This is a genomic window from Pseudomonas sp. LBUM1660, assembly GCF_059695935.1.
Genome location: NZ_CP166795.1, coordinates 5,504,084 through 5,520,410, shown reverse-complemented (window position 1 = coordinate 5,520,410; position 16,327 = coordinate 5,504,084). Strand labels below are relative to the sequence as shown.

Below are 16,327 nucleotides of genomic sequence, written 5' to 3'. Positions count from 1 at the left end.
AGCGTAACCTCTTTCGTTGGAATCAAGGTCAACATACAAGGAGCGAGGCTTGCCCGCGAATGCTATGGCCGATTCAATACATATTTCATGTTTTGCACCCACCCCGTGCACGCCCGCCTACCCCGCCCTTTAACGGCGCACGCTACCCAGTTTTTTCATCGCTCGCCTCGACATATTTCCTAATTTTCCTATTCCCGCCCCTGGTCCAACATCGACTTCGCCAGTCAGCCCGATGCTGCCCACCGAAAGGTCCGCCAGAGACCGCAGGTGACAGCTGATTTCCAGGGTCGCTGGCCGTACTGCCCATCAAAACTAAATCAACAGCTTTGGGAGTGCTCCATGATCAAGTCCTTGCTTACCCGCTTCGCTCATCCACTAGCGATCACCGCCATCGCCGCCACGGTCGCCACCAGCGCCCAGGCCGGCACCCTGTCCATCGGCCACACCACGTGGGTCGGCTACGGAACCCTCTATCTCGCCCAGGACCTGGGCTACTTCAAGGAAGGCGGCTTGACCGTCGAATTGCCTGTCGTCGAAGAAGCTTCGATGTACATGGCCGCGCAAGCCTCGGGCGAATTGTCGGGCTCGGCGTCGACCATCGATGAAGTGCTGAAATACCGTCCGCAATTCTGTTTCAAGGCAGTGGCTGCACTGGATGACAGCCATGGTGGCGACGGTGTTTTGGTCGGCAAGGACGTCAAGAGCCTGCAAGAACTGAAGGGCAAGGCGGTGGCGGTGAACGAAGGGTCGACCTCGCAGTTCTGGCTGTCGTACCTGCTGAAAAAACACGGCATGAGCATGAGCGACATCACCGTGCAGAACATGACGGCTGATGACGCCGCCACCGCGTTCATCGCCGGTCGTGTGCCGGCCGCCGTGACCTGGGAACCGCACCTGTCGATGGTCCGCAATAAGCAACAAGGCAAAGTGCTGATCGACAGCAGCAGCACGCCGGGAGTGATTGTCGACGTGGTCGCGCTCAACTGCACGGTCATCGAAAAGCAACCGGAAGACGTCAAGGCCTTGGTCGCCGGTCTCTACAAAGCGGTGCAGTACACCAAGGATCATCCGCAAGAAGCCTACAAAATCATGGCCAAGGGCGTTGGCGGTTACCTCGCCGATCCGAAGGAGCTGGCCGCCGCCGCGCAAGGCGTGCGCTTCTACGATCAAGCCATGAGCGAAAAACTCCTGGGCTCGCCGGGCAAACCGGGCGATAGCGCACAGCTGATCAAACTGGCCAACGAAACCGCCAGCGAATTGCAGGGCAAACCCTACAACGTCAGCAATGACGACCTGATCGACAACCGCTTCGTCAGCCCGCTGTAGGAGGTTCGCATGTTCAAGCGCAATTCATGGCTGAGCCGCTGCATCACGCCCAAGACCGCTCTGCCGGTGCAGGTGATCTGGAGCGCGAGCGGCCTGGCCTGGGTGTTGTTGATCGGCCTGTGGGCCGGGTTGTCTTATGGCGGCGTGGTGCCGGGCATGTTCTTGCCGACACCGGGGGCGGTGGCCGAAGCCGCCGTGCGCCTGAGCCGCGACGGCACCCTCGGCCTGCACGTGTGGGCCAGTCTCGAAGTGGTGATGGTCGGTTTCATTGTTTCGTCGCTGGTGGCGGTGCCGCTGGGGTTGCTGATGGGCAGCTTCCGTATCGTCCAGGCGTTCCTTGAGCCGATGGTCAATTTCATCCGCTATCTGCCGGTGACCTCGTTCGTGCCGCTGTTCATTCTGTGGATCGGCATCGGTCTGGAACAGCGGGTGTCGGTGATCATACTCGGTGTGTTTTTTCAGCAACTGGTGATGATCGCGGACGTGTCCAAGGGCATCTCCAAGGACCTGATCAACGCGTCCTACACCTTGGGCTCGACCCGCCGCGATGCGGTGCTGCATGTGATCGCCCCGGCGTCGTTGCCGGGTGTGCTCGATACCTTGCGTGTGACCATGGGCTGGGCCTGGACTTACCTGGTGGTCGCCGAGCTGGTCGCCGCGTCCAGTGGCCTGGGTTACTTGAGCCTCAAAGCCATGCGCGGCTTTCAAGTGGATGTGATTTTCCTGGCCATCGCGATCATCGGCCTGCTGGGCCTGGTCACCGATCAACTGTTCCGTTTTCTCCGACTGAGGATTGCCGCATGGGCTCAGTAAGCGCCGTCAACCCGCGTTTCATCACGCCCACGACCGCCCCGGTGCAGGCCGCGCCACGGCTGCAAGTGGACAAGGTCAGCCTGCGCTATCAGAAACCTGACGGCGGTATGTTCACCGCGCTGGAGCAGGTGTCGTTCGAAGTGCCGGATCAACAATTCGCCGTGCTGGTCGGGCCGTCGGGCTGCGGCAAGTCGAGTTTGCTGTACCTCACGGCCGGCCTGAACGAGCCCACGGAAGGCGAGATTTACGTCGGCGGCCAGCAAGTGCAAGGGCCGGGCGCAGATCGCGGCATGGTGTTCCAAAGCTATACGCTGTTCCCGTGGCTGACCGTGCGGCAGAACGTCGAGTTTGGCCTCAAACGGCGCGGCATGGCGGCCGCTCAGCGCAAGGAGATCGTCGATTACTACGTCAATGAAGTGGGGCTGACGGGGTTCGCCGACAACTACGCCAAGCAGCTGTCCGGCGGCATGATGCAGCGTGTGGCGATTGCCCGGGCGTTGGCCAATGACCCGCAAATCCTCTTGATGGACGAACCCTTCGGCGCGCTCGACAGCCAGACCCGCCTGCAAATGCAGCAGTTGTTATTGCGGGTCTGGGGCAACAGCAAGAAGACCGTGCTGTTCGTGACCCATGACATTGACGAGGCGATTCTGTTGGGGGATCGGGTTTACGTGATGGGCGCCAAACCTGGGCGGATCAAGCAGATTCTGGACGTGCCGATCGAACGCCCGCGCAATCTGGACATGGTCATGGAGCGCTCGTTTATCGACATGAAGCGCAAGATCTTCGGGTTATTGCACGACGAACTGAAGGAAGAGCATTGAGGCTGATGTGCGATCCCCTGTGGGAGCGGGCTTGCTCGCGAAAGCGGTGGGTCAGTCGACATTAATGTTGAATGATAAATCGCCTTCGCGAGCAAGCCCGCTCCCACAGGTTGTGCATCATCAGTTGGCGGGCAGCAGGAACCGCGCTATCACCGGCAAATGATCGGAGATCCGCAAGGTATCGTCCTGCCTCACCATGGCCTCGACCCGTTTGATCCGCGGGCTGTAGAAGAGGTAATCAACCGTCCGGTCCGGGCCGTTCAAGCCTGGATCATTCGGGTAGTGGGTCAGCCACCGCGCCCGGTCGATCCCGCTGGCTTCGTTGTTGGTCGGGATCATCGGGTATTTGTCCCACAGCACGTGCAAGGCACTGTCGACGGAGTAGGGCGTGCGTTGTTCGTCGGGCAGGCGTCGATACTGGCCTAGCGGCAACAAGTTGAAGTCGCCACCGATCAACCACGGCGTGCTGCGGCTTTCAAATTTGTCGAGCACCTTGGCCACGGCGGTCACTTGTGCCAGTAGGGTTTCATCTGGTTGGATGACGCGGTCCAGATGGGTATTGAGCACCGCGATCTGCCCGCCGCCGCTCAACGGCAGGTAAGTCGCCAACAAGGCGTTTTTGGGTTTGAACTGACGGCTGATGATGTTGGCCGACGCGACCGGCAATTGCAGGCGTTCGGCGTGTTCGATCTGGTATCGGCTGAGGGTTGCCAGTTGCCGGCCGACGCTGCCGAAGATGTGCGGTAGCGGCACAAAATCGGCTTTCCAGTCGAAGGCGTGAGCGCTGCATGGATAAAGGTCGGCGACCCGCTCCTGGAGCAACTTCAACTGGTTCTGGTAATCGCTGGCCTTGGCGCCGTCATCCAGTTCCTGCAACAGCACGATGTCTGGTTGCTCGTCGCGAATCACCCGCGCCACTTCATCGAGGCTGAAAGCCATGTCTTCGGGCGTGGGTTTTTCGTCATTGCCGGCCGCCAGGTCATTCCAGAACACGTAGCGTTTTCCCGCCAGGTACTGGACGTTCCAGGTCATCACCTTCAGCGCCTGACCAGGCACCAGCGTCGGTGCCTGGGCGTTGCAACTGACCGGTAGGGCTTCCTTGGCTTCGGGGCGCCAGGTCAGGTTGTAGATCAGCAAGGCAATCAGGCCGGTCACGATCAACAGGCCCAGCAGGGTGTAGCGCAGTAGACGGGTCATGGCTCGGCTTATAGCGTTACAAAAGTTGAGCCCGAGCATAACCGAGCGCCGGGGTTAAGCCCATGGGTCATAGCGCCCCGTCAATTTTCTCGGGCGCATCGGCAATCAGCATGAACAACCGGAACAGCACCACGCTGGTGAACAGTTGCAGGAAGCTGTGCGCGCTGTCGATCAGCAGCGAAATCACCGGGTTCTGCGGCTCCGGGTAAATCGCAAAGGTCGCGCCCTTGAGCACCCACAACGGGCCCATCACACACAGGATGCACACCAGGATGCGCAGGAAATGGCCACGGGTCAGGCGCAGGCTTTCTTTCATCGCCGCCAACGGGGCCAGGCCGCGCAGCACCAGCAGGTACTCACCGAATGCCAGGGTCACCATCAGCCAGATGCCCGGCAGGAAATACAGCGACAGGCCGATCAGGATAAGCAAGGTGTTGAGGGCGGTGAGCAGTGCGAAGCGCGGCCACAGGTAGGCCGACCTCGACAGCAACTCGCGGGTGCTTGGCGATTCGCCACGGCTGCGGGCATCGAGAAACAGGATCAGTGCGGCGGTGTACAGCGGATAGACCAACAAGCCGACCATCACGCTGATGCCGGGGAAACTGTCCGGCTCGGTGGACCGATCGACCACCTGTTGCAGCAGCGCTTCGAAGATCACCAGCGGCAGGCACAGACGCACGATCTGGCCCAGATTGCGCTTGAAGAAATACAGAGAGTCACGCAGTACATCGAACGAATTCATCAGTCGGTATCGCAGGTTGAAAGCGGTGGCCCACTTTAACCGATGAAGCCCTTTGGGGCGCAAACGTAAACGTTCGGTAAAGGTCATTGAAACATCCTGTATCAGCCCCATTACTGGAGAGCACCTTATCCGCAGTGGATGAGGGCGACGATATTCCCGGCAATCTACGAGGTCGCCATGAACAGCGAAGAACAAACCCTGATCGATGGACTGTTTTCCCGGCTGCAACAGGCCGAAACGGACTCAGCCCCGCGCGACGCCCAGGCTGAGGCGCGGATCAAGGAGCACCTGACTCGCCAACCGGCGGCAGGCTATTTCATGACCCAGGCGATTCTGGTTCAAGAGGCGGCCATCAAAAGCCTCGACGCGCAGAACAAGCAACTCGCTCAGCAGGTGCAGCAATTGCAGGCCGAACTGCAATCGGCCAAGGCACAGCCGTCGGCGCCTGCCAGCGGTGGTTTCCTGTCGAGCATCTTTGGCGGCGGTTCCCGTGATCCGCAGCCTGCAGCGACGCAAAGCGCGCCGTCCTCCAATGGTGGATGGCGTGAGCCGGGGCGGCCGTCGTTCAATTCGCAGCCGCCACAGCAACAGAACTTCGGTGCCGCACCGCCGCAGCAGAATTACGCGCCGCAACAGCAAGCCCCTGGGATTGGCAGTGGTTTCCTTGGTGGTGCACTGAAAACCGCCGCCGGTGTGGCCGGTGGCGTGATGCTGGCGCAAGGCATCAGCAGCCTGTTCCATAGCAATCAGCAACCGCAGGAAGTCGTCGAAGTCATCAAGGAAGAGCCGGCTCAGGTCAACGATCAGAGCGGTGACAACGGCTCGGGCGACGATCAGCGCGTGGCTGACAACTCCAGTGATCAGGGCGGCTTTACCGACGCCGACTACAGCGATGACAACTCATCGTTCTTCGGCGGCGACGACGACTCCTTCGTCTGATTCAACGTTACAGGTGTAACACTGAACCCGTGGCGAGGGAGCTTGCTCCCGCTGGGCTGCGCAGCAGTCCTTCTTTGGGGCCGCTGCGCGACCCAGCGGGAGCAAGCTCCCTCGCCACAGGTCGCCATTCGTCCGAGGCTCCAAGATGCTTCGGGCCGATTATTCGCGGAACAATCCTTCAGGCTGGCATACTGGGCCACTTTTCGGGCCTGGTGCCTGACCCAGCCTGCGCGCGACTGCGCCAAAGAGGATGCACGGTGAAAAAAATCGCAGTGTTCGCCGACGTTCAAAACCTCTATTACACCGTGCGTCAGGCCTATGGTTGCCACTTCAACTACGCCGCGTTGTGGGCTGATATCAGCAAACAGGGCGAGATCGTTGAGGCTTATGCCTATGCGATCGATCGCGGCGACAGCAAACAGCAGCAATTCCAGCAGATCCTGCGCAACCTCGGCTTCATCGTGAAGCTCAAACCCTACATCCAGCGCAGCGACGGCTCGGCCAAGGGCGACTGGGACGTGGGCATCACCCTCGACATCATGGACGCCGCCGATCATGTCGACGAAGTGGTGCTGGCCTCCGGCGACGGCGATTTCGACATGCTGCTGGAACGCATCATCACCAAGCACGGCGTGCAAGCGGTGGCCTACGGCGTGCCGGGCCTGACGGCCAACTCGCTGATCCGCGCCGCCAGCCGCTACGTGCCGATCGAAGGCGCGTTGCTGCTCAAGAATTGATTTTTACGGAGTTGAAACAGGTTTGGAACGCATAGCAGTCATCGACTTTGAAACCACCGGGATCTCCCCGAGCAGCAGCTGCCGGGCCACGGAAATTGCCGTGGTGATCCTTGAACAGGGGCGCATCGTCGAGCGTTACCAGAGCCTGATGAACGCCGGCGTGCGCGTCCCGGCCTTCATCGAGCAGCTCACCGGCATCAGCAACGCCATGCTGCGCACCGCGCCCTCGGCCGAGCAGGTGATGAACGAGGTCAACGAATTCGTCGGCATCACACCGCTGCTGGCCCACAACGCCGCGTTCGACCAGAAGTTCTGGGACTTCGAACTCGGCCGCATCAAGCGCACCCGCCTGCAAAACTTCGCCTGCTCGCTGCTACTCGCCCGCCGCCTGATGCCCGCCGCGCCGAACCACAAACTCGGCACCCTCACCACCTTCGCCAGCCTGCCCAACACCGGCAAGGCTCACCGGGCCATGGCCGATGCCGAAATGGCGGCCAACCTGACGGAGCATCTGGTCCAGGAACTGCAGCACAAGCATGGGTTGCGCGAGTTGTCCCATGATCTGCTGGTCAGCTTGCAGAAAGTACCGGCGGCGAAGATCAACGAGCACCTCAAGCGCCATCGCGGGTTCTAACTGACACACCACATCGGATCTCCTGTGACGTTAGATTCGTGTTTAACGGCGCCTCCGGCTTGATGATCGGTCCTACCGAATTTTAGGGAATGTCTGTCTTGCCCCTTATCCGGGGCATCGATAACCTTTTGACCGTCGCTGAAAATTCAGTGATCGGGACTGCAAGCCCGCCGAGAGTTTGTTACGAGACCACATGCGCACCTATAATCGCGCCGCTTTAATTAGCGAACGTCGATTTATGGTAGCTGTGTGCGGGAGACCTTCGGGTCTGCCGGGATTGGTCTCAACTCGGTCTTGCAGACCCGCGCACAGCTGCCACCCATCATCTGCAAGTGATGCTGGCAGCTCTAACTTTCTATATGAGACTGCCATGAATAAAGTTATCCCTGATCCCCCTGTTCCTTTCATCCCCCAAACATTCATCCGTCATCACATCCAGCTGCGCGCACTTTTACTGCATGCAGAACCTTGGTTCTGCGCCCGCGATATCGGCCGTTTGATGGGTGTGGATATCAACGGCAGACAAGCGCTCAAGCTGGATGCGGATCAGCGGCAAGTGATGAGATTGTCTGGAAGCGATGACTCGCAGGAGACCTTGATGCTGAGTGAGTCGGGCGTATACGCGATGTTGGTGTATCACTATTGCCCGGAAAACCGCCATTTGCGGCGTTGGCTGACACACGATGTGGTGCCGATGCTGCGGGAAGATGCGGGGTCCATTTCGAATCAAGTGCCGCGGATGCGGGCGATGGAATGGGCGGGTGGAACGCTGCGGCTGCTGCATTGGCGCAAGGAGCCTTGGGTGCGCCTGCGGGATATGCCGGGTTTGTTGTCTGCAAGTTACTGCATCGTCTGACAGATCGCTTCGCGGGCAAGTCGAATCGTCGCACCGCCGCTCCCACAGGAATCAGGTGACACCCTTGGGGGCGGGGTGTTGGACAGGCTCACCGGGCCATGGCCGATGCTGAAATGGTGGCCAACCTGACGTCGCACCTGGCCCAGGAACTGCAGCACAAGCATGGGTTGCGCGAGTTGTCGCATGATTTGCTGGTCAGCTTGCAGAAGGTGCCGGCGGCTAAGATCAACGAACACCTCAAGCGCCATCGCGGGTTTTAGGATTTGTGGTGTTCTGGCGGGCCTCTTCGCGGGCAAGCCTCACTCCTACAGGTTTTGCAGTGTTCATTCGGCCGGCATAAATCCTGTAGGAGCGAGGCTTGCCCGCGAAGGCGTCATCCGCATCGCTACTTACCATTGCTTTCCAACTGCCCCAACGGCACGCGCTTCTCTATCGCGCTCGACAGCACAATCGACGTCTTGCTGAACCCGAACTTGGCGATTCGGTTGATCAACTCTTCCAGCTCCGGCATCGAACCTACCGCCGCTTGCATGATCACGCACGGATCACCCGTCACCCGGTGGCACTCCGTCAGTTGTGGGATTTTGATCAGGTCGTCGTAGGCCTTCTGGTTGCCATGCTGGTTCAGGCGCAGTTCGATCACGCACTGGATCGGCAATCCAAGCTTGGCCATGTCGACTTTGGCCTGGTAACCGGTGATGACCCCACTGCCTTCGAGTTTGGCCACGCGCTCGGCCACGGCCGGCGCGGACAGGTTCACCTTGCGCGCCAGGTCGGCGTAGGACGCACGACCGTTTTCCAGCAGGGCGCTGAGGAGCATGCGGTCGTATTTATCCATCGTCGTATTCCTGAAAATTGGCTGACTTTCGAAAACATGGCTTATAGCGCCAATCTCCGTGTTTTGAAAAGTGTACCGGCGCTATAAACAGGTTTTGTAACTTATTTTTCGCCGTTGGCCTTTCTAAAATAGCGGTTCACATTGTCCTGTCATCGAGCTGCCCATGCCTGGCTTACGTCGTTTTCCCTTGCCGTTGATCGCCGCCTTTTTTGCGTTGTACGTGATTTGGGGCTCGACTTACCTGGTGATCCGTATCGGCGTGGAGTACTGGCCGCCCTTGCTGCTCGCCGGTATTCGCTTTGTCATCGCAGGGAGTTTGATGTACGCCTTCCTGCGCTGGCGCGGGGCACCGGCACCGACCTGGACGCAGTGGAAAGCCGCGGGGATCATTGGGATCTTGCTGCTGACGTGCGGTAACGGCGCGGTCAGCGTGGCTGAACACACGGGGGTCGCCTCCGGGGTTGCTGCGCTCGCGGTGGCGACGGTGCCGCTGTTTACCTTGCTCTGCGGATATTTTTGGGGCGCGCGTAATACCCGTCTCGAATGGGCCGGGATTGTGCTCGGGCTGATCGGCATTGCCATGCTCAACCTCGGTTCCAACTTGCAATCGAGCCCGCTGGGTGCCGTGTTGCTGATATTCGCGGCAGCGTCCTGGGCCTTCGGTTCGGTCTGGAGCAAACACTTGCCGTTGCCCCAGGGCGCCATGGCCAGTGCCGTGGAAATGTTGGTGGGCGGTGTAGCGCTGCTGATCGGCAGTGCGCTGAGCGGCGAGCATCTGCAAGCCATGCCGCCGATCGAAGGCTGGGCGGCCCTGGCCTACCTGACCTTCTTCGGCTCGATCATCGCTTTCAACGCTTATATGTATTTGTTGAAAAACGTGCGGCCGGCGGCGGCCACCAGTTATGCCTACGTCAACCCGGCCGTGGCGGTGTTGCTGGGGATCGTGTTTGTCGGCGAGACCATCGGGATCGAAGAAGCACTGGCCATGTTGGTGATCATCAGCGCCGTGGTGTTGATCGGTTTGCCGCAGTGGCGCCGGGCTCCGGAACGACCTGCTGCCGTGGTGCAGACAGAGTCGAGCGTGAATTAGGGTAAACTGCGCGCCATTGCATCTTGTTTTGCACACTTGTTTTGAAAAACCCGCGCTGAATTTTCCTACGGTAATCCCATGACTTTCGCCACCCTTGGCCTGATCGAACCCTTGCTGCGCTCTCTCGAGACGCTCGGCTACCAGACCCCGACGCCGGTTCAGGCGCAAGCCATTCCGGCGGTGCTGGCCGGTCGCGACCTGATGGCCGCCGCCCAGACCGGGACTGGCAAGACCGCCGGCTTCGCGCTGCCGCTGCTGCAATTGCTGGCCATGGAAGGGCCGAAAGTGGCGTCTAACTCGGTGCGCGCACTGATCCTGGTGCCGACCCGCGAATTGGCCGAGCAGGTTCACGAAGCTGTGCGTCAGTACGCCGAGAACCTGCCGTTGAGCACTTACGCGGTGTACGGCGGTGTCAGCATCAACCCGCAAATGATGAAGCTGCGCAAGGGTGTTGACGTGCTGGTAGCGACGCCGGGTCGTTTGCTCGACCTGTATCGCCAGAAGGCCCTCAAGTTCAATCAGCTGCAAACCCTGATTCTGGACGAAGCCGATCGCATGCTTGATCTGGGTTTCTCCGAGGAGCTGGGGAATATCTACCGCGTGCTGCCCAAGCAACGTCAGACGCTGTTGTTCTCCGCGACGTTCTCCGACGCGATCCGCTTGCTGGCCGGACAAATGCTCAACGATCCACTGAGCATCGAAGTCAGCCCGCGCAACGTCGCTGCCAGTACCGTCAAGCAATGGGTCGTGGTGGTGGACAAGAAGCGCAAGCCGGAGCTGTTCATTCACCTGCTGCGCAAGGGCAAGTGGAAGCAGGTGCTGGTGTTCGCCAAAACCCGCAATGGGGTGGACGCGCTGGTGGAAAAACTCCAGGGCCTGGGCATCAATGCCGACGGCATCCACGGCGACAAACCGCAGGCAACCCGTCAGCGTGCGCTGGACCGTTTCAAGGCCAGTGAAGTGCAGATTCTTGTGGCCACCGACGTTGCGGCCCGTGGTCTGGATATCGAGGATCTGCCATTGGTGGTCAACTTCGATCTGCCGATCGTGGCAGAGGACTACATCCACCGGATCGGTCGTACCGGACGTGCGGGTGCCTCCGGGCAGGCTATTTCGCTGGTGTGCGCCGATGAAGTGAATCTGCTGTCGGCCATCGAGACGTTGACCCGTCAGACGTTGCCTCGCCAGATGGAGCATGACTTCGAGCCTGAGCACCGGGTGCCGGATACCGATGCCAGCGGCCAAGTGGTGAAGAAGCCGAAAAAACCGAAGAAGCCGAAGACCTCCGGTGGCGGTAAACGCAATCTGGGTAAGTGGGTTGAGAGTGGGGATGCTTCGGCGCCGGAGCCTTCGATCAAGCCTGTGCGAAAAGTGCCGGTGTTCAATACCGGGCCGCGTAAGCGTAAGCCTTAAAAAGCTTCGGCGTCTGAAAGGACGCCTTCGCGGGCAAGTCGGATCGCCGCACCGCTCGCTCCTACAAGAGCACCACCAATCCGTAGGAGCGAGGCTTGCCCGCGAAGGGCGCGCTTCGGTCTTCAGCCCTTGCGGTTGAGCCACTCCACCATCCCCAATCCCGCCGCACGCCCACTGGCGAAACACGCGGTCAGCAGATAGCCGCCCGTCGGCGCCTCCCAATCGAGCATTTCCCCCGCGCAAAACACCCCTGGCATTTGCTTGAGCATCAGCCGTTCATCCATCGACTCAAACATCACGCCTCCGGCGCTGCTGATGGCTTCATCCAGCGGACGGGTTTTCACTAAAGTCAGCGGCAACGCCTTGATCGCTTTGGCCAGCAACGCCGGATCGGCGAAGCATTCGGCTGGCGTGAGTTCGCGCAACAACGCTGCTTTCACCCCATCAATCCCGAGCTGGCTGTGCAGGTGTTTGGACATGGAACGCGACCCGCGCGGTTTGCTCAGCGCCGCCTGAACTTTATCCACAGGCCGGCCCGGGAGCAGGTCGAGGTGAATGGTGGCGGAGCCGTGCTGATTGATGGCCTCGCGGATCGGCGCCGAGAGGGCGTAGATCAAACTGCCTTCGATCCCGGTCGCCGTAATCACGCATTCGCCCAAGCGCGGCACGTCGTCATTGAGGCCGATGGCGATGTTTTTCAGCGGCGTGCCGGCGAACTTGCTGACCATCAAGTCGCTCCAGGCCTGCACCTCGAAGCCGCAATTGCTCGGTTGCAACGGCATCAGTCCTACACCGCGCTGTTCCAGTGGCAGCATCCACGCGCCGTCCGAACCGAGGCGTGACCAGCTGCCACCGCCGAGGGCCAGCAAGGTGGCGTCGGGCTTGATGATGGTTTCGCCGTCGGGGCTGTCGATGCGTAATCCACCTTGGTCATCCCAGCCTAGCCAGCGGTGGCGGGTGTGGATAACAACGCCGCTGTCTCGCAGGCGTTTAAGCCAGGCACGCAACAGGGGCGCGGCTTTCATGTCGGTGGGAAACACCCGGCCGGAGCTGCCGACAAAGGTTTCGATGCCCAGGTCATGAATCCATTGGCACAACGCATCAGCGCCGAATGAACGAAGCAGCGGGGCAATCTGCGGCGCGCGTTCGGCATAGCGCGACAGAAACGCCGGGTAGGCTTCGGAATGGGTGATGTTCATGCCGCCAACACCGGCCAGCAGGAATTTTCGCCCCACCGATGGCATGCCGTCGTACAGGTCAACCTTGATTCCGGCCTGGCTCAACACTTCTGCCGCCATCAGACCCGCGGGGCCGCCGCCGATGATGGCGATGTGGGAAGGGGAGGAGGTCGAGGGCTGGGTCATGGAATGCGCTGCGGTATGGCGGAATAAGCCGGGCATTCTACCAGCACAGTTCCTTGTGGGAGCGAGCCTGCTCGCGGTGGCGTCGGGTCAGTCGACATCGATGTTGGCTGTGAAGGCCTCATCGCCGGCAACCCGGTCTCACTCCCACAGGGGATTGTTGGTGTTTTCTAAGGTGGTTAAAAAACAACCACCGAGTTGTAGGCTAAGTACCGCATGGCCTGTAGACCCTTTCACTCAGGTTATCCACAGGCAGTTCCACAGGCATTGTGGGTAAAGACCCACACCTCAATGACAACCTGATGACTGCCAGACCCGTTGCGCACTGTGATGCAGGATTCCATGACGGCGCGCCAGGGCCTTGCGGTCCTTGCTGTAGCCGCCGCCAATCACCCCCACCACCGGAATATCCCGCCCCAGGCAATGACGCATCACGCTTTCATCACGAGCGGCAACGCCTTCGTCGGTCAGCTTCAGGTAACCGAGGGCGTCGTCCTTGTGCACGTCGACGCCGGCGTCATACAACACCAGATCCGGTTGGTAGAGCGGCAGCAAATAATTCAGCGCGTCGTCCACCACCTTCAGGTAATCGGCATCGCCCATACCTTTGGGCAATGGGATGTCCCAGTCGCTTTCGGCTTTGCGTGCGGGAAAATTCTTCTCGCAGTGCAGGGAAACGGTCACCGCCTCCGGGGTGTTGTGCAGAATGCGTGCAGTCCCGTCGCCCTGGTGCACGTCGCAATCGAAGATCAGCACCCGATTCACACGACCACTTTCCAGCAGGAAATGGCTGATCACCGCCAGGTCATTGAAGATGCAGAAACCCGCCGGATAGTCGTAATGCGCGTGATGGGTACCACCGGCCAAATGACAGGCCAGCCCATGTTCCAGCGCCTGCTCTGCCGCGAGCAACGATCCGCCGACCGCCCGCACCGTGCGCCGGGCCAGCGCTTCGCTCCAGGGCAGGCCGAGGCGCCGCTGGTCTTCGCGGGACAACTCGCCGCTCATGTAGCGTTCGATATAGGCAGCGTCATGGGCGAGGGCGAGAATCTCCGGGGGGCAGAGCTCCGGGCGCAGCAGGTCGGCGTCCCGGGTCAGTCCGCTGTCCACCAGGTGATCGCGCAGCAGGCGAAACTTGTCCATGGGGAAGCGGTGATCCGCCGGGAACTCGGGACTGTAGTCTTCGTGATAGATCAGCGGCAGTGACATGAGTGATTTCATGGGTGAATGAAGGAAGGATCCTACCAGCGATGTAGACTTGCGGCATGGAAAGGGGAGGACACGATGGAGCCGATACTGGAACTCGAGAGCGCGCGACTGGTGTTGCGGCAGTGGCGCGATGAGGATTTGCCGGAGTTTGCGGCGATGTGTGCCGATCCGCAGGTCATGCGCTATTTTCCGGCCCCTTTGGGTCGACTGGAGAGTGCTTCGCTGATCGGGCGGATTCGCGGGCATTTTGCCGAACACGGCTTTGGGCTCTGGGCGCTGGAGCGCAAGGACACCGGGGCATTCATCGGTTTCACCGGCCTCGGTGTTGTTGGTTTCGATGCGCCGTTCACCCCGGCTACCGAAATCGGCTGGCGCCTGGCGCGTGAGCATTGGGGCCTGGGTTATGCCAGTGAAGCGGCGTGGACCGCTCTGCGCTGCGGGTTTGACCGGTTGGCGCTGAAAGAGGTGGTGTCGTTCACCACCGACACCAACACGCCGTCGCAGAAAGTCATGCAGGCGATCGGCATGCACCATGATTCAGCCGATGATTTTGAACATCCCAAGCTCGCGGCCGATCATCCCCTGCGTCACCATGTGCTGTATCGCATCTCCCGTGAACAATGGCTGCAAACCTTGCATGGATAAGCAGGCACGGACGTTTACAATGGCTGCCATGTTGGCCTGGGCCATAAACTGAATCGACCGCCGCAGCCAAGACTGCGCGGCAAGCTTTGTGTGAGGAGAGTCTGAATGAGCCAAGTGTTGGATGATCTGGTCGATTTGCTGACCCTGGAACCGATCGAAGAAAACCTGTTCCGTGGCCGCAGTCAGGACCTGGGCTTTCGTCAGTTGTTCGGTGGTCAAGTGATCGGTCAGTCGTTGTCGGCGGCCAGTCAGACAGTCGAAGAAACGCGCCATGTGCATTCGATGCACGGTTATTTCCTGCGCCCGGGCGATTCCGCGTTGCCAGTCGTGTATCAGGTTGACCGGGTGCGTGATGGCGGTAGTTTCAGCACGCGTCGGGTGACGGCGATCCAGAAGGGCAACCCGATCTTTACCTGCAGCGCCTCGTTCCAGTACGACGAAAAAGGCTTCGAGCACCAGGCCGAGATGCCAACCGTGGTCGGCCCGGAAAACCTGCCCTCGGAACTGGAGCTCACTCAGCAGCGTGCGCACCTGATTCCCGAGCACATGCGCGAAAAATTTCTGTGCCCCAAGCCGATCGAATTCCGACCGATCACCGAGAAAGATCCCTACAACCCGCAACCCTCCGATCCGGTCAAGTACGTCTGGTTTCGCGCCGACGGTGCTTTGGCCGACTCTCCGGCGCTGCACAAGTACCTGCTGGCCTACGCCTCGGATTTCGGTTTGCTGACCACCTCGATGCAGCCCCACGGCAAATCGGTCTGGCAGAAAGACATGCAGGTCGCCAGCCTCGATCATTCGCTGTGGTTCCATGCGGATCTGCGCGCCGATGACTGGTTGCTTTACGCGATGGACAGCCCTTGGGCCGGCAATTCCCGTGGTTTCTCCCGCGGCAGCGTATTCAACCGCGCCGGGCAACTGGTGGCTTCGGTCACGCAGGAAGGCCTGATTCGCCACCGCAAGGATTGGGCATGAGCCTGGCCGAGGTGCGGCACTGGGTGTTCGACATGGACGGCACCTTGACGGTGGCCGTGCATGACTTCGCGGCGATTCGCGTGGCCTTGGCAATCCCCGCCGAAGACGACATCCTGACCCACCTCGCGGCGCTGCCGGCCGATGAAGCAGCCGCCAAACATGCGTGGTTGCTGGAGCATGAACGGGACTTGGCGCTAGGCTCGAAAGCCGCGCCGGGCGCGGTGGAACTGGTGCGTGAGTTGGCCGGGCGCGGGTATCGCTTGGGCATTCTCACGCGCAATGCCCGGGAGCTTGCACACGTGACCCTGGAGGCGATCGGCCTGGCTGACTGCTTTGCCGTTGAGGATGTGCTGGGGCGTGATGAAGCGCCGCCTAAACCGCATCCCGGTGGTTTATTGAAACTGGCCGAGGCCTGGAACGTGCCGGCGAGCGAGATGGTGATGGTCGGTGATTATCGCTTTGATCTGGATTGCGGTCGGGCGGCGGGGGCGCGGACAGTGTTGGTGAATTTGCCGGATAACCCTTGGCCGGAACTGACGGATTGGCATGCGGCGGATTGTGCGGTGTTGCGGGAAATGCTTTCGGCTTGAGGTAATTGTTGCCTGATTAACCGCTTTCGCGAGCAAGCCCGCTCCCACAGGGGATCTCCATCGAATACAAATCCAGAGTTCACTGAAGACCCAATGTGGGAGCGGGCTTGCTCGCGAAGACGTCAGACAAGACACCGC

17 protein-coding genes and 1 pseudogene are annotated in these 16,327 nt (G+C 60.4%); 13 read left to right on the top strand and 5 right to left on the bottom strand.

The window, feature by feature from the left end; genetic code table 11:
* Positions 1 to 339 precede the first annotated feature (339 nt).
* Genes ACA068_RS25630 through ACA068_RS25620 form a run of 3 tightly spaced genes read left to right on the top strand, consistent with a single transcriptional unit; the run spans position 340 to position 2,963 of the window.
* On the top strand, positions 340 to 1,326 hold the full coding sequence (locus tag ACA068_RS25630; protein ID WP_497305667.1) for an ABC transporter substrate-binding protein: 987 nt from the start codon (positions 340 to 342) through the stop codon (positions 1,324 to 1,326).
* A 9-nt stretch (positions 1,327 to 1,335) separates the two neighbouring features.
* Positions 1,336 to 2,139 (top strand): ABC transporter permease, encoded by an 804-nt coding sequence (locus ACA068_RS25625; protein WP_497305665.1) that lies wholly within the window; start codon positions 1,336 to 1,338, stop codon positions 2,137 to 2,139.
* Positions 2,127 to 2,963: an ABC transporter ATP-binding protein gene (locus ACA068_RS25620; RefSeq protein ID WP_497305663.1), complete on the top strand. Its 837-nt coding sequence runs from the start codon at positions 2,127 to 2,129 to the stop codon at positions 2,961 to 2,963. Before ACA068_RS25625 ends, ACA068_RS25620 begins: the two co-directional genes overlap by 13 nt.
* A 120-nt stretch (positions 2,964 to 3,083) precedes the next feature.
* Here the strand turns inward: ACA068_RS25620 and ACA068_RS25615 are convergent, their stop codons facing one another.
* Together ACA068_RS25615 and ACA068_RS25610 are read right to left on the bottom strand one after the other, a co-directional pair.
* Positions 3,084 to 4,160 (bottom strand): endonuclease/exonuclease/phosphatase family protein, encoded by a 1,077-nt coding sequence (locus tag ACA068_RS25615; RefSeq protein ID WP_497305662.1) that lies wholly within the window; start codon positions 4,158 to 4,160, stop codon positions 3,084 to 3,086.
* Positions 4,161 to 4,227: 67 nt separating this feature from the next.
* Positions 4,228 to 4,902: a YciC family protein gene (locus tag ACA068_RS25610; protein ID WP_497310667.1), complete on the bottom strand. Its 675-nt coding sequence runs from the start codon at positions 4,900 to 4,902 to the stop codon at positions 4,228 to 4,230.
* Between the two features lie 177 nt (positions 4,903 to 5,079).
* Here ACA068_RS25610 and ACA068_RS25605 point away from each other — a divergent pair, with 177 nt between their 5' ends.
* The 5 genes and pseudogenes from ACA068_RS25605 to ACA068_RS25585 all read left to right on the top strand — a co-directional run.
* Entirely contained in the window at positions 5,080 to 5,841 is a 762-nt protein-coding gene (locus ACA068_RS25605) for a DUF2076 domain-containing protein (protein ID WP_497305660.1), read from the top strand.
* 257 nt (positions 5,842 to 6,098) lie between these two features.
* Positions 6,099 to 6,578 (top strand): LabA-like NYN domain-containing protein, encoded by a 480-nt coding sequence (locus ACA068_RS25600; RefSeq protein ID WP_010467410.1) that lies wholly within the window; start codon positions 6,099 to 6,101, stop codon positions 6,576 to 6,578.
* A gap of 22 nt (positions 6,579 to 6,600) precedes the next feature.
* Complete coding sequence (locus tag ACA068_RS25595) at positions 6,601 to 7,212, top strand: 3'-5' exonuclease (RefSeq protein ID WP_497305658.1); 612 nt, start codon at positions 6,601 to 6,603, stop codon at positions 7,210 to 7,212.
* A 370-nt stretch (positions 7,213 to 7,582) separates the two neighbouring features.
* A complete protein-coding gene (locus ACA068_RS25590; protein ID WP_497305656.1) occupies positions 7,583 to 8,068 on the top strand; it encodes a BRO-N domain-containing protein in 486 nt (161 codons plus the stop codon).
* 80 nt (positions 8,069 to 8,148) lie between these two features.
* Positions 8,149 to 8,328, top strand: a pseudogene (locus ACA068_RS25585) (3'-5' exonuclease); the annotation flags it as partial.
* Between the two features lie 125 nt (positions 8,329 to 8,453).
* Here ACA068_RS25585 and ACA068_RS25580 read toward each other — a convergent pair.
* Positions 8,454 to 8,906 (bottom strand): Lrp/AsnC family transcriptional regulator, encoded by a 453-nt coding sequence (locus ACA068_RS25580; RefSeq protein WP_497305654.1) that lies wholly within the window; start codon positions 8,904 to 8,906, stop codon positions 8,454 to 8,456.
* A gap of 163 nt (positions 8,907 to 9,069) precedes the next feature.
* Here ACA068_RS25580 and yedA point away from each other — a divergent pair, with 163 nt between their 5' ends.
* A complete protein-coding gene (gene yedA, locus ACA068_RS25575; RefSeq protein WP_497305652.1) occupies positions 9,070 to 9,996 on the top strand; it encodes a drug/metabolite exporter YedA in 927 nt (308 codons plus the stop codon).
* 78 nt (positions 9,997 to 10,074) lie between these two features.
* Positions 10,075 to 11,409: an RNA helicase RhlE1 gene (rhlE1, locus tag ACA068_RS25570; RefSeq protein WP_497305651.1), complete on the top strand. Its 1,335-nt coding sequence runs from the start codon at positions 10,075 to 10,077 to the stop codon at positions 11,407 to 11,409.
* A gap of 122 nt (positions 11,410 to 11,531) precedes the next feature.
* On the opposite strand, the gene ACA068_RS25565 is transcribed toward rhlE1, so the two are convergent.
* Both ACA068_RS25565 and ACA068_RS25560 read right to left on the bottom strand, forming a co-directional pair.
* Positions 11,532 to 12,773, bottom strand: a complete 1,242-nt coding sequence (locus ACA068_RS25565) for a TIGR03862 family flavoprotein (RefSeq protein ID WP_497310666.1) — start codon at positions 12,771 to 12,773, stop codon at positions 11,532 to 11,534.
* A 285-nt stretch (positions 12,774 to 13,058) separates the two neighbouring features.
* On the bottom strand, positions 13,059 to 13,979 hold the full coding sequence (locus ACA068_RS25560) for a histone deacetylase family protein (RefSeq protein ID WP_497305649.1): 921 nt from the start codon (positions 13,977 to 13,979) through the stop codon (positions 13,059 to 13,061).
* Between the two features lie 75 nt (positions 13,980 to 14,054).
* Here ACA068_RS25560 and ACA068_RS25555 point away from each other — a divergent pair, with 75 nt between their 5' ends.
* The 3 genes from ACA068_RS25555 to ACA068_RS25545 all read left to right on the top strand — a co-directional run bounded on the left by ACA068_RS25555 (position 14,055) and on the right by ACA068_RS25545 (position 16,189).
* The gene (locus ACA068_RS25555; RefSeq protein WP_497305647.1) at positions 14,055 to 14,624 is read left to right on the top strand and encodes a GNAT family N-acetyltransferase; all 570 of its coding nucleotides are present in this window, start codon (positions 14,055 to 14,057) and stop codon (positions 14,622 to 14,624) included.
* 105 nt (positions 14,625 to 14,729) lie between these two features.
* Positions 14,730 to 15,599, top strand: a complete 870-nt coding sequence (tesB, locus tag ACA068_RS25550) for an acyl-CoA thioesterase II (RefSeq protein ID WP_219096059.1) — start codon at positions 14,730 to 14,732, stop codon at positions 15,597 to 15,599.
* Entirely contained in the window at positions 15,596 to 16,189 is a 594-nt protein-coding gene (locus tag ACA068_RS25545; protein WP_497305645.1) for an HAD family hydrolase, read from the top strand. Before tesB ends, ACA068_RS25545 begins: the two co-directional genes overlap by 4 nt.
* The last annotated feature ends 138 nt before the right edge of the window (positions 16,190 to 16,327 follow it).

Bases quoted from the DNA above. Each gene is read 5' to 3' on its own strand.
- ACA068_RS25580 (WP_497305654.1), bottom strand. From the start codon at position 8,906: ATGGATAAATACGACCGCATGCTCCTCAGCGCCCTGCTGGAAAACGGT.
- yedA (WP_497305652.1), top strand. From the start codon at position 9,070: ATGCCTGGCTTACGTCGTTTTCCCTTGCCGTTGATCGCCGCCTTTTTT.
- ACA068_RS25565 (WP_497310666.1), bottom strand. From the start codon at position 12,773: ATGACCCAGCCCTCGACCTCCTCCCCTTCCCACATCGCCATCATCGGC.
- ACA068_RS25555 (WP_497305647.1), top strand. From the start codon at position 14,055: ATGGAGCCGATACTGGAACTCGAGAGCGCGCGACTGGTGTTGCGGCAG.
- ACA068_RS25560 (WP_497305649.1), bottom strand. From the start codon at position 13,979: ATGTCACTGCCGCTGATCTATCACGAAGACTACAGTCCCGAGTTCCCG.
- ACA068_RS25590 (WP_497305656.1), top strand. From the start codon at position 7,583: ATGAATAAAGTTATCCCTGATCCCCCTGTTCCTTTCATCCCCCAAACA.
- tesB (WP_219096059.1), top strand. From the start codon at position 14,730: ATGAGCCAAGTGTTGGATGATCTGGTCGATTTGCTGACCCTGGAACCG.
- ACA068_RS25610 (WP_497310667.1), bottom strand. From the start codon at position 4,902: ATGAATTCGTTCGATGTACTGCGTGACTCTCTGTATTTCTTCAAGCGC.
- ACA068_RS25620 (WP_497305663.1), top strand. From the start codon at position 2,127: ATGGGCTCAGTAAGCGCCGTCAACCCGCGTTTCATCACGCCCACGACC.
- ACA068_RS25545 (WP_497305645.1), top strand. From the start codon at position 15,596: ATGAGCCTGGCCGAGGTGCGGCACTGGGTGTTCGACATGGACGGCACC.
- ACA068_RS25615 (WP_497305662.1), bottom strand. From the start codon at position 4,160: ATGACCCGTCTACTGCGCTACACCCTGCTGGGCCTGTTGATCGTGACC.
- ACA068_RS25625 (WP_497305665.1), top strand. From the start codon at position 1,336: ATGTTCAAGCGCAATTCATGGCTGAGCCGCTGCATCACGCCCAAGACC.
- rhlE1 (WP_497305651.1), top strand. From the start codon at position 10,075: ATGACTTTCGCCACCCTTGGCCTGATCGAACCCTTGCTGCGCTCTCTC.
- ACA068_RS25605 (WP_497305660.1), top strand. From the start codon at position 5,080: ATGAACAGCGAAGAACAAACCCTGATCGATGGACTGTTTTCCCGGCTG.
- ACA068_RS25630 (WP_497305667.1), top strand. From the start codon at position 340: ATGATCAAGTCCTTGCTTACCCGCTTCGCTCATCCACTAGCGATCACC.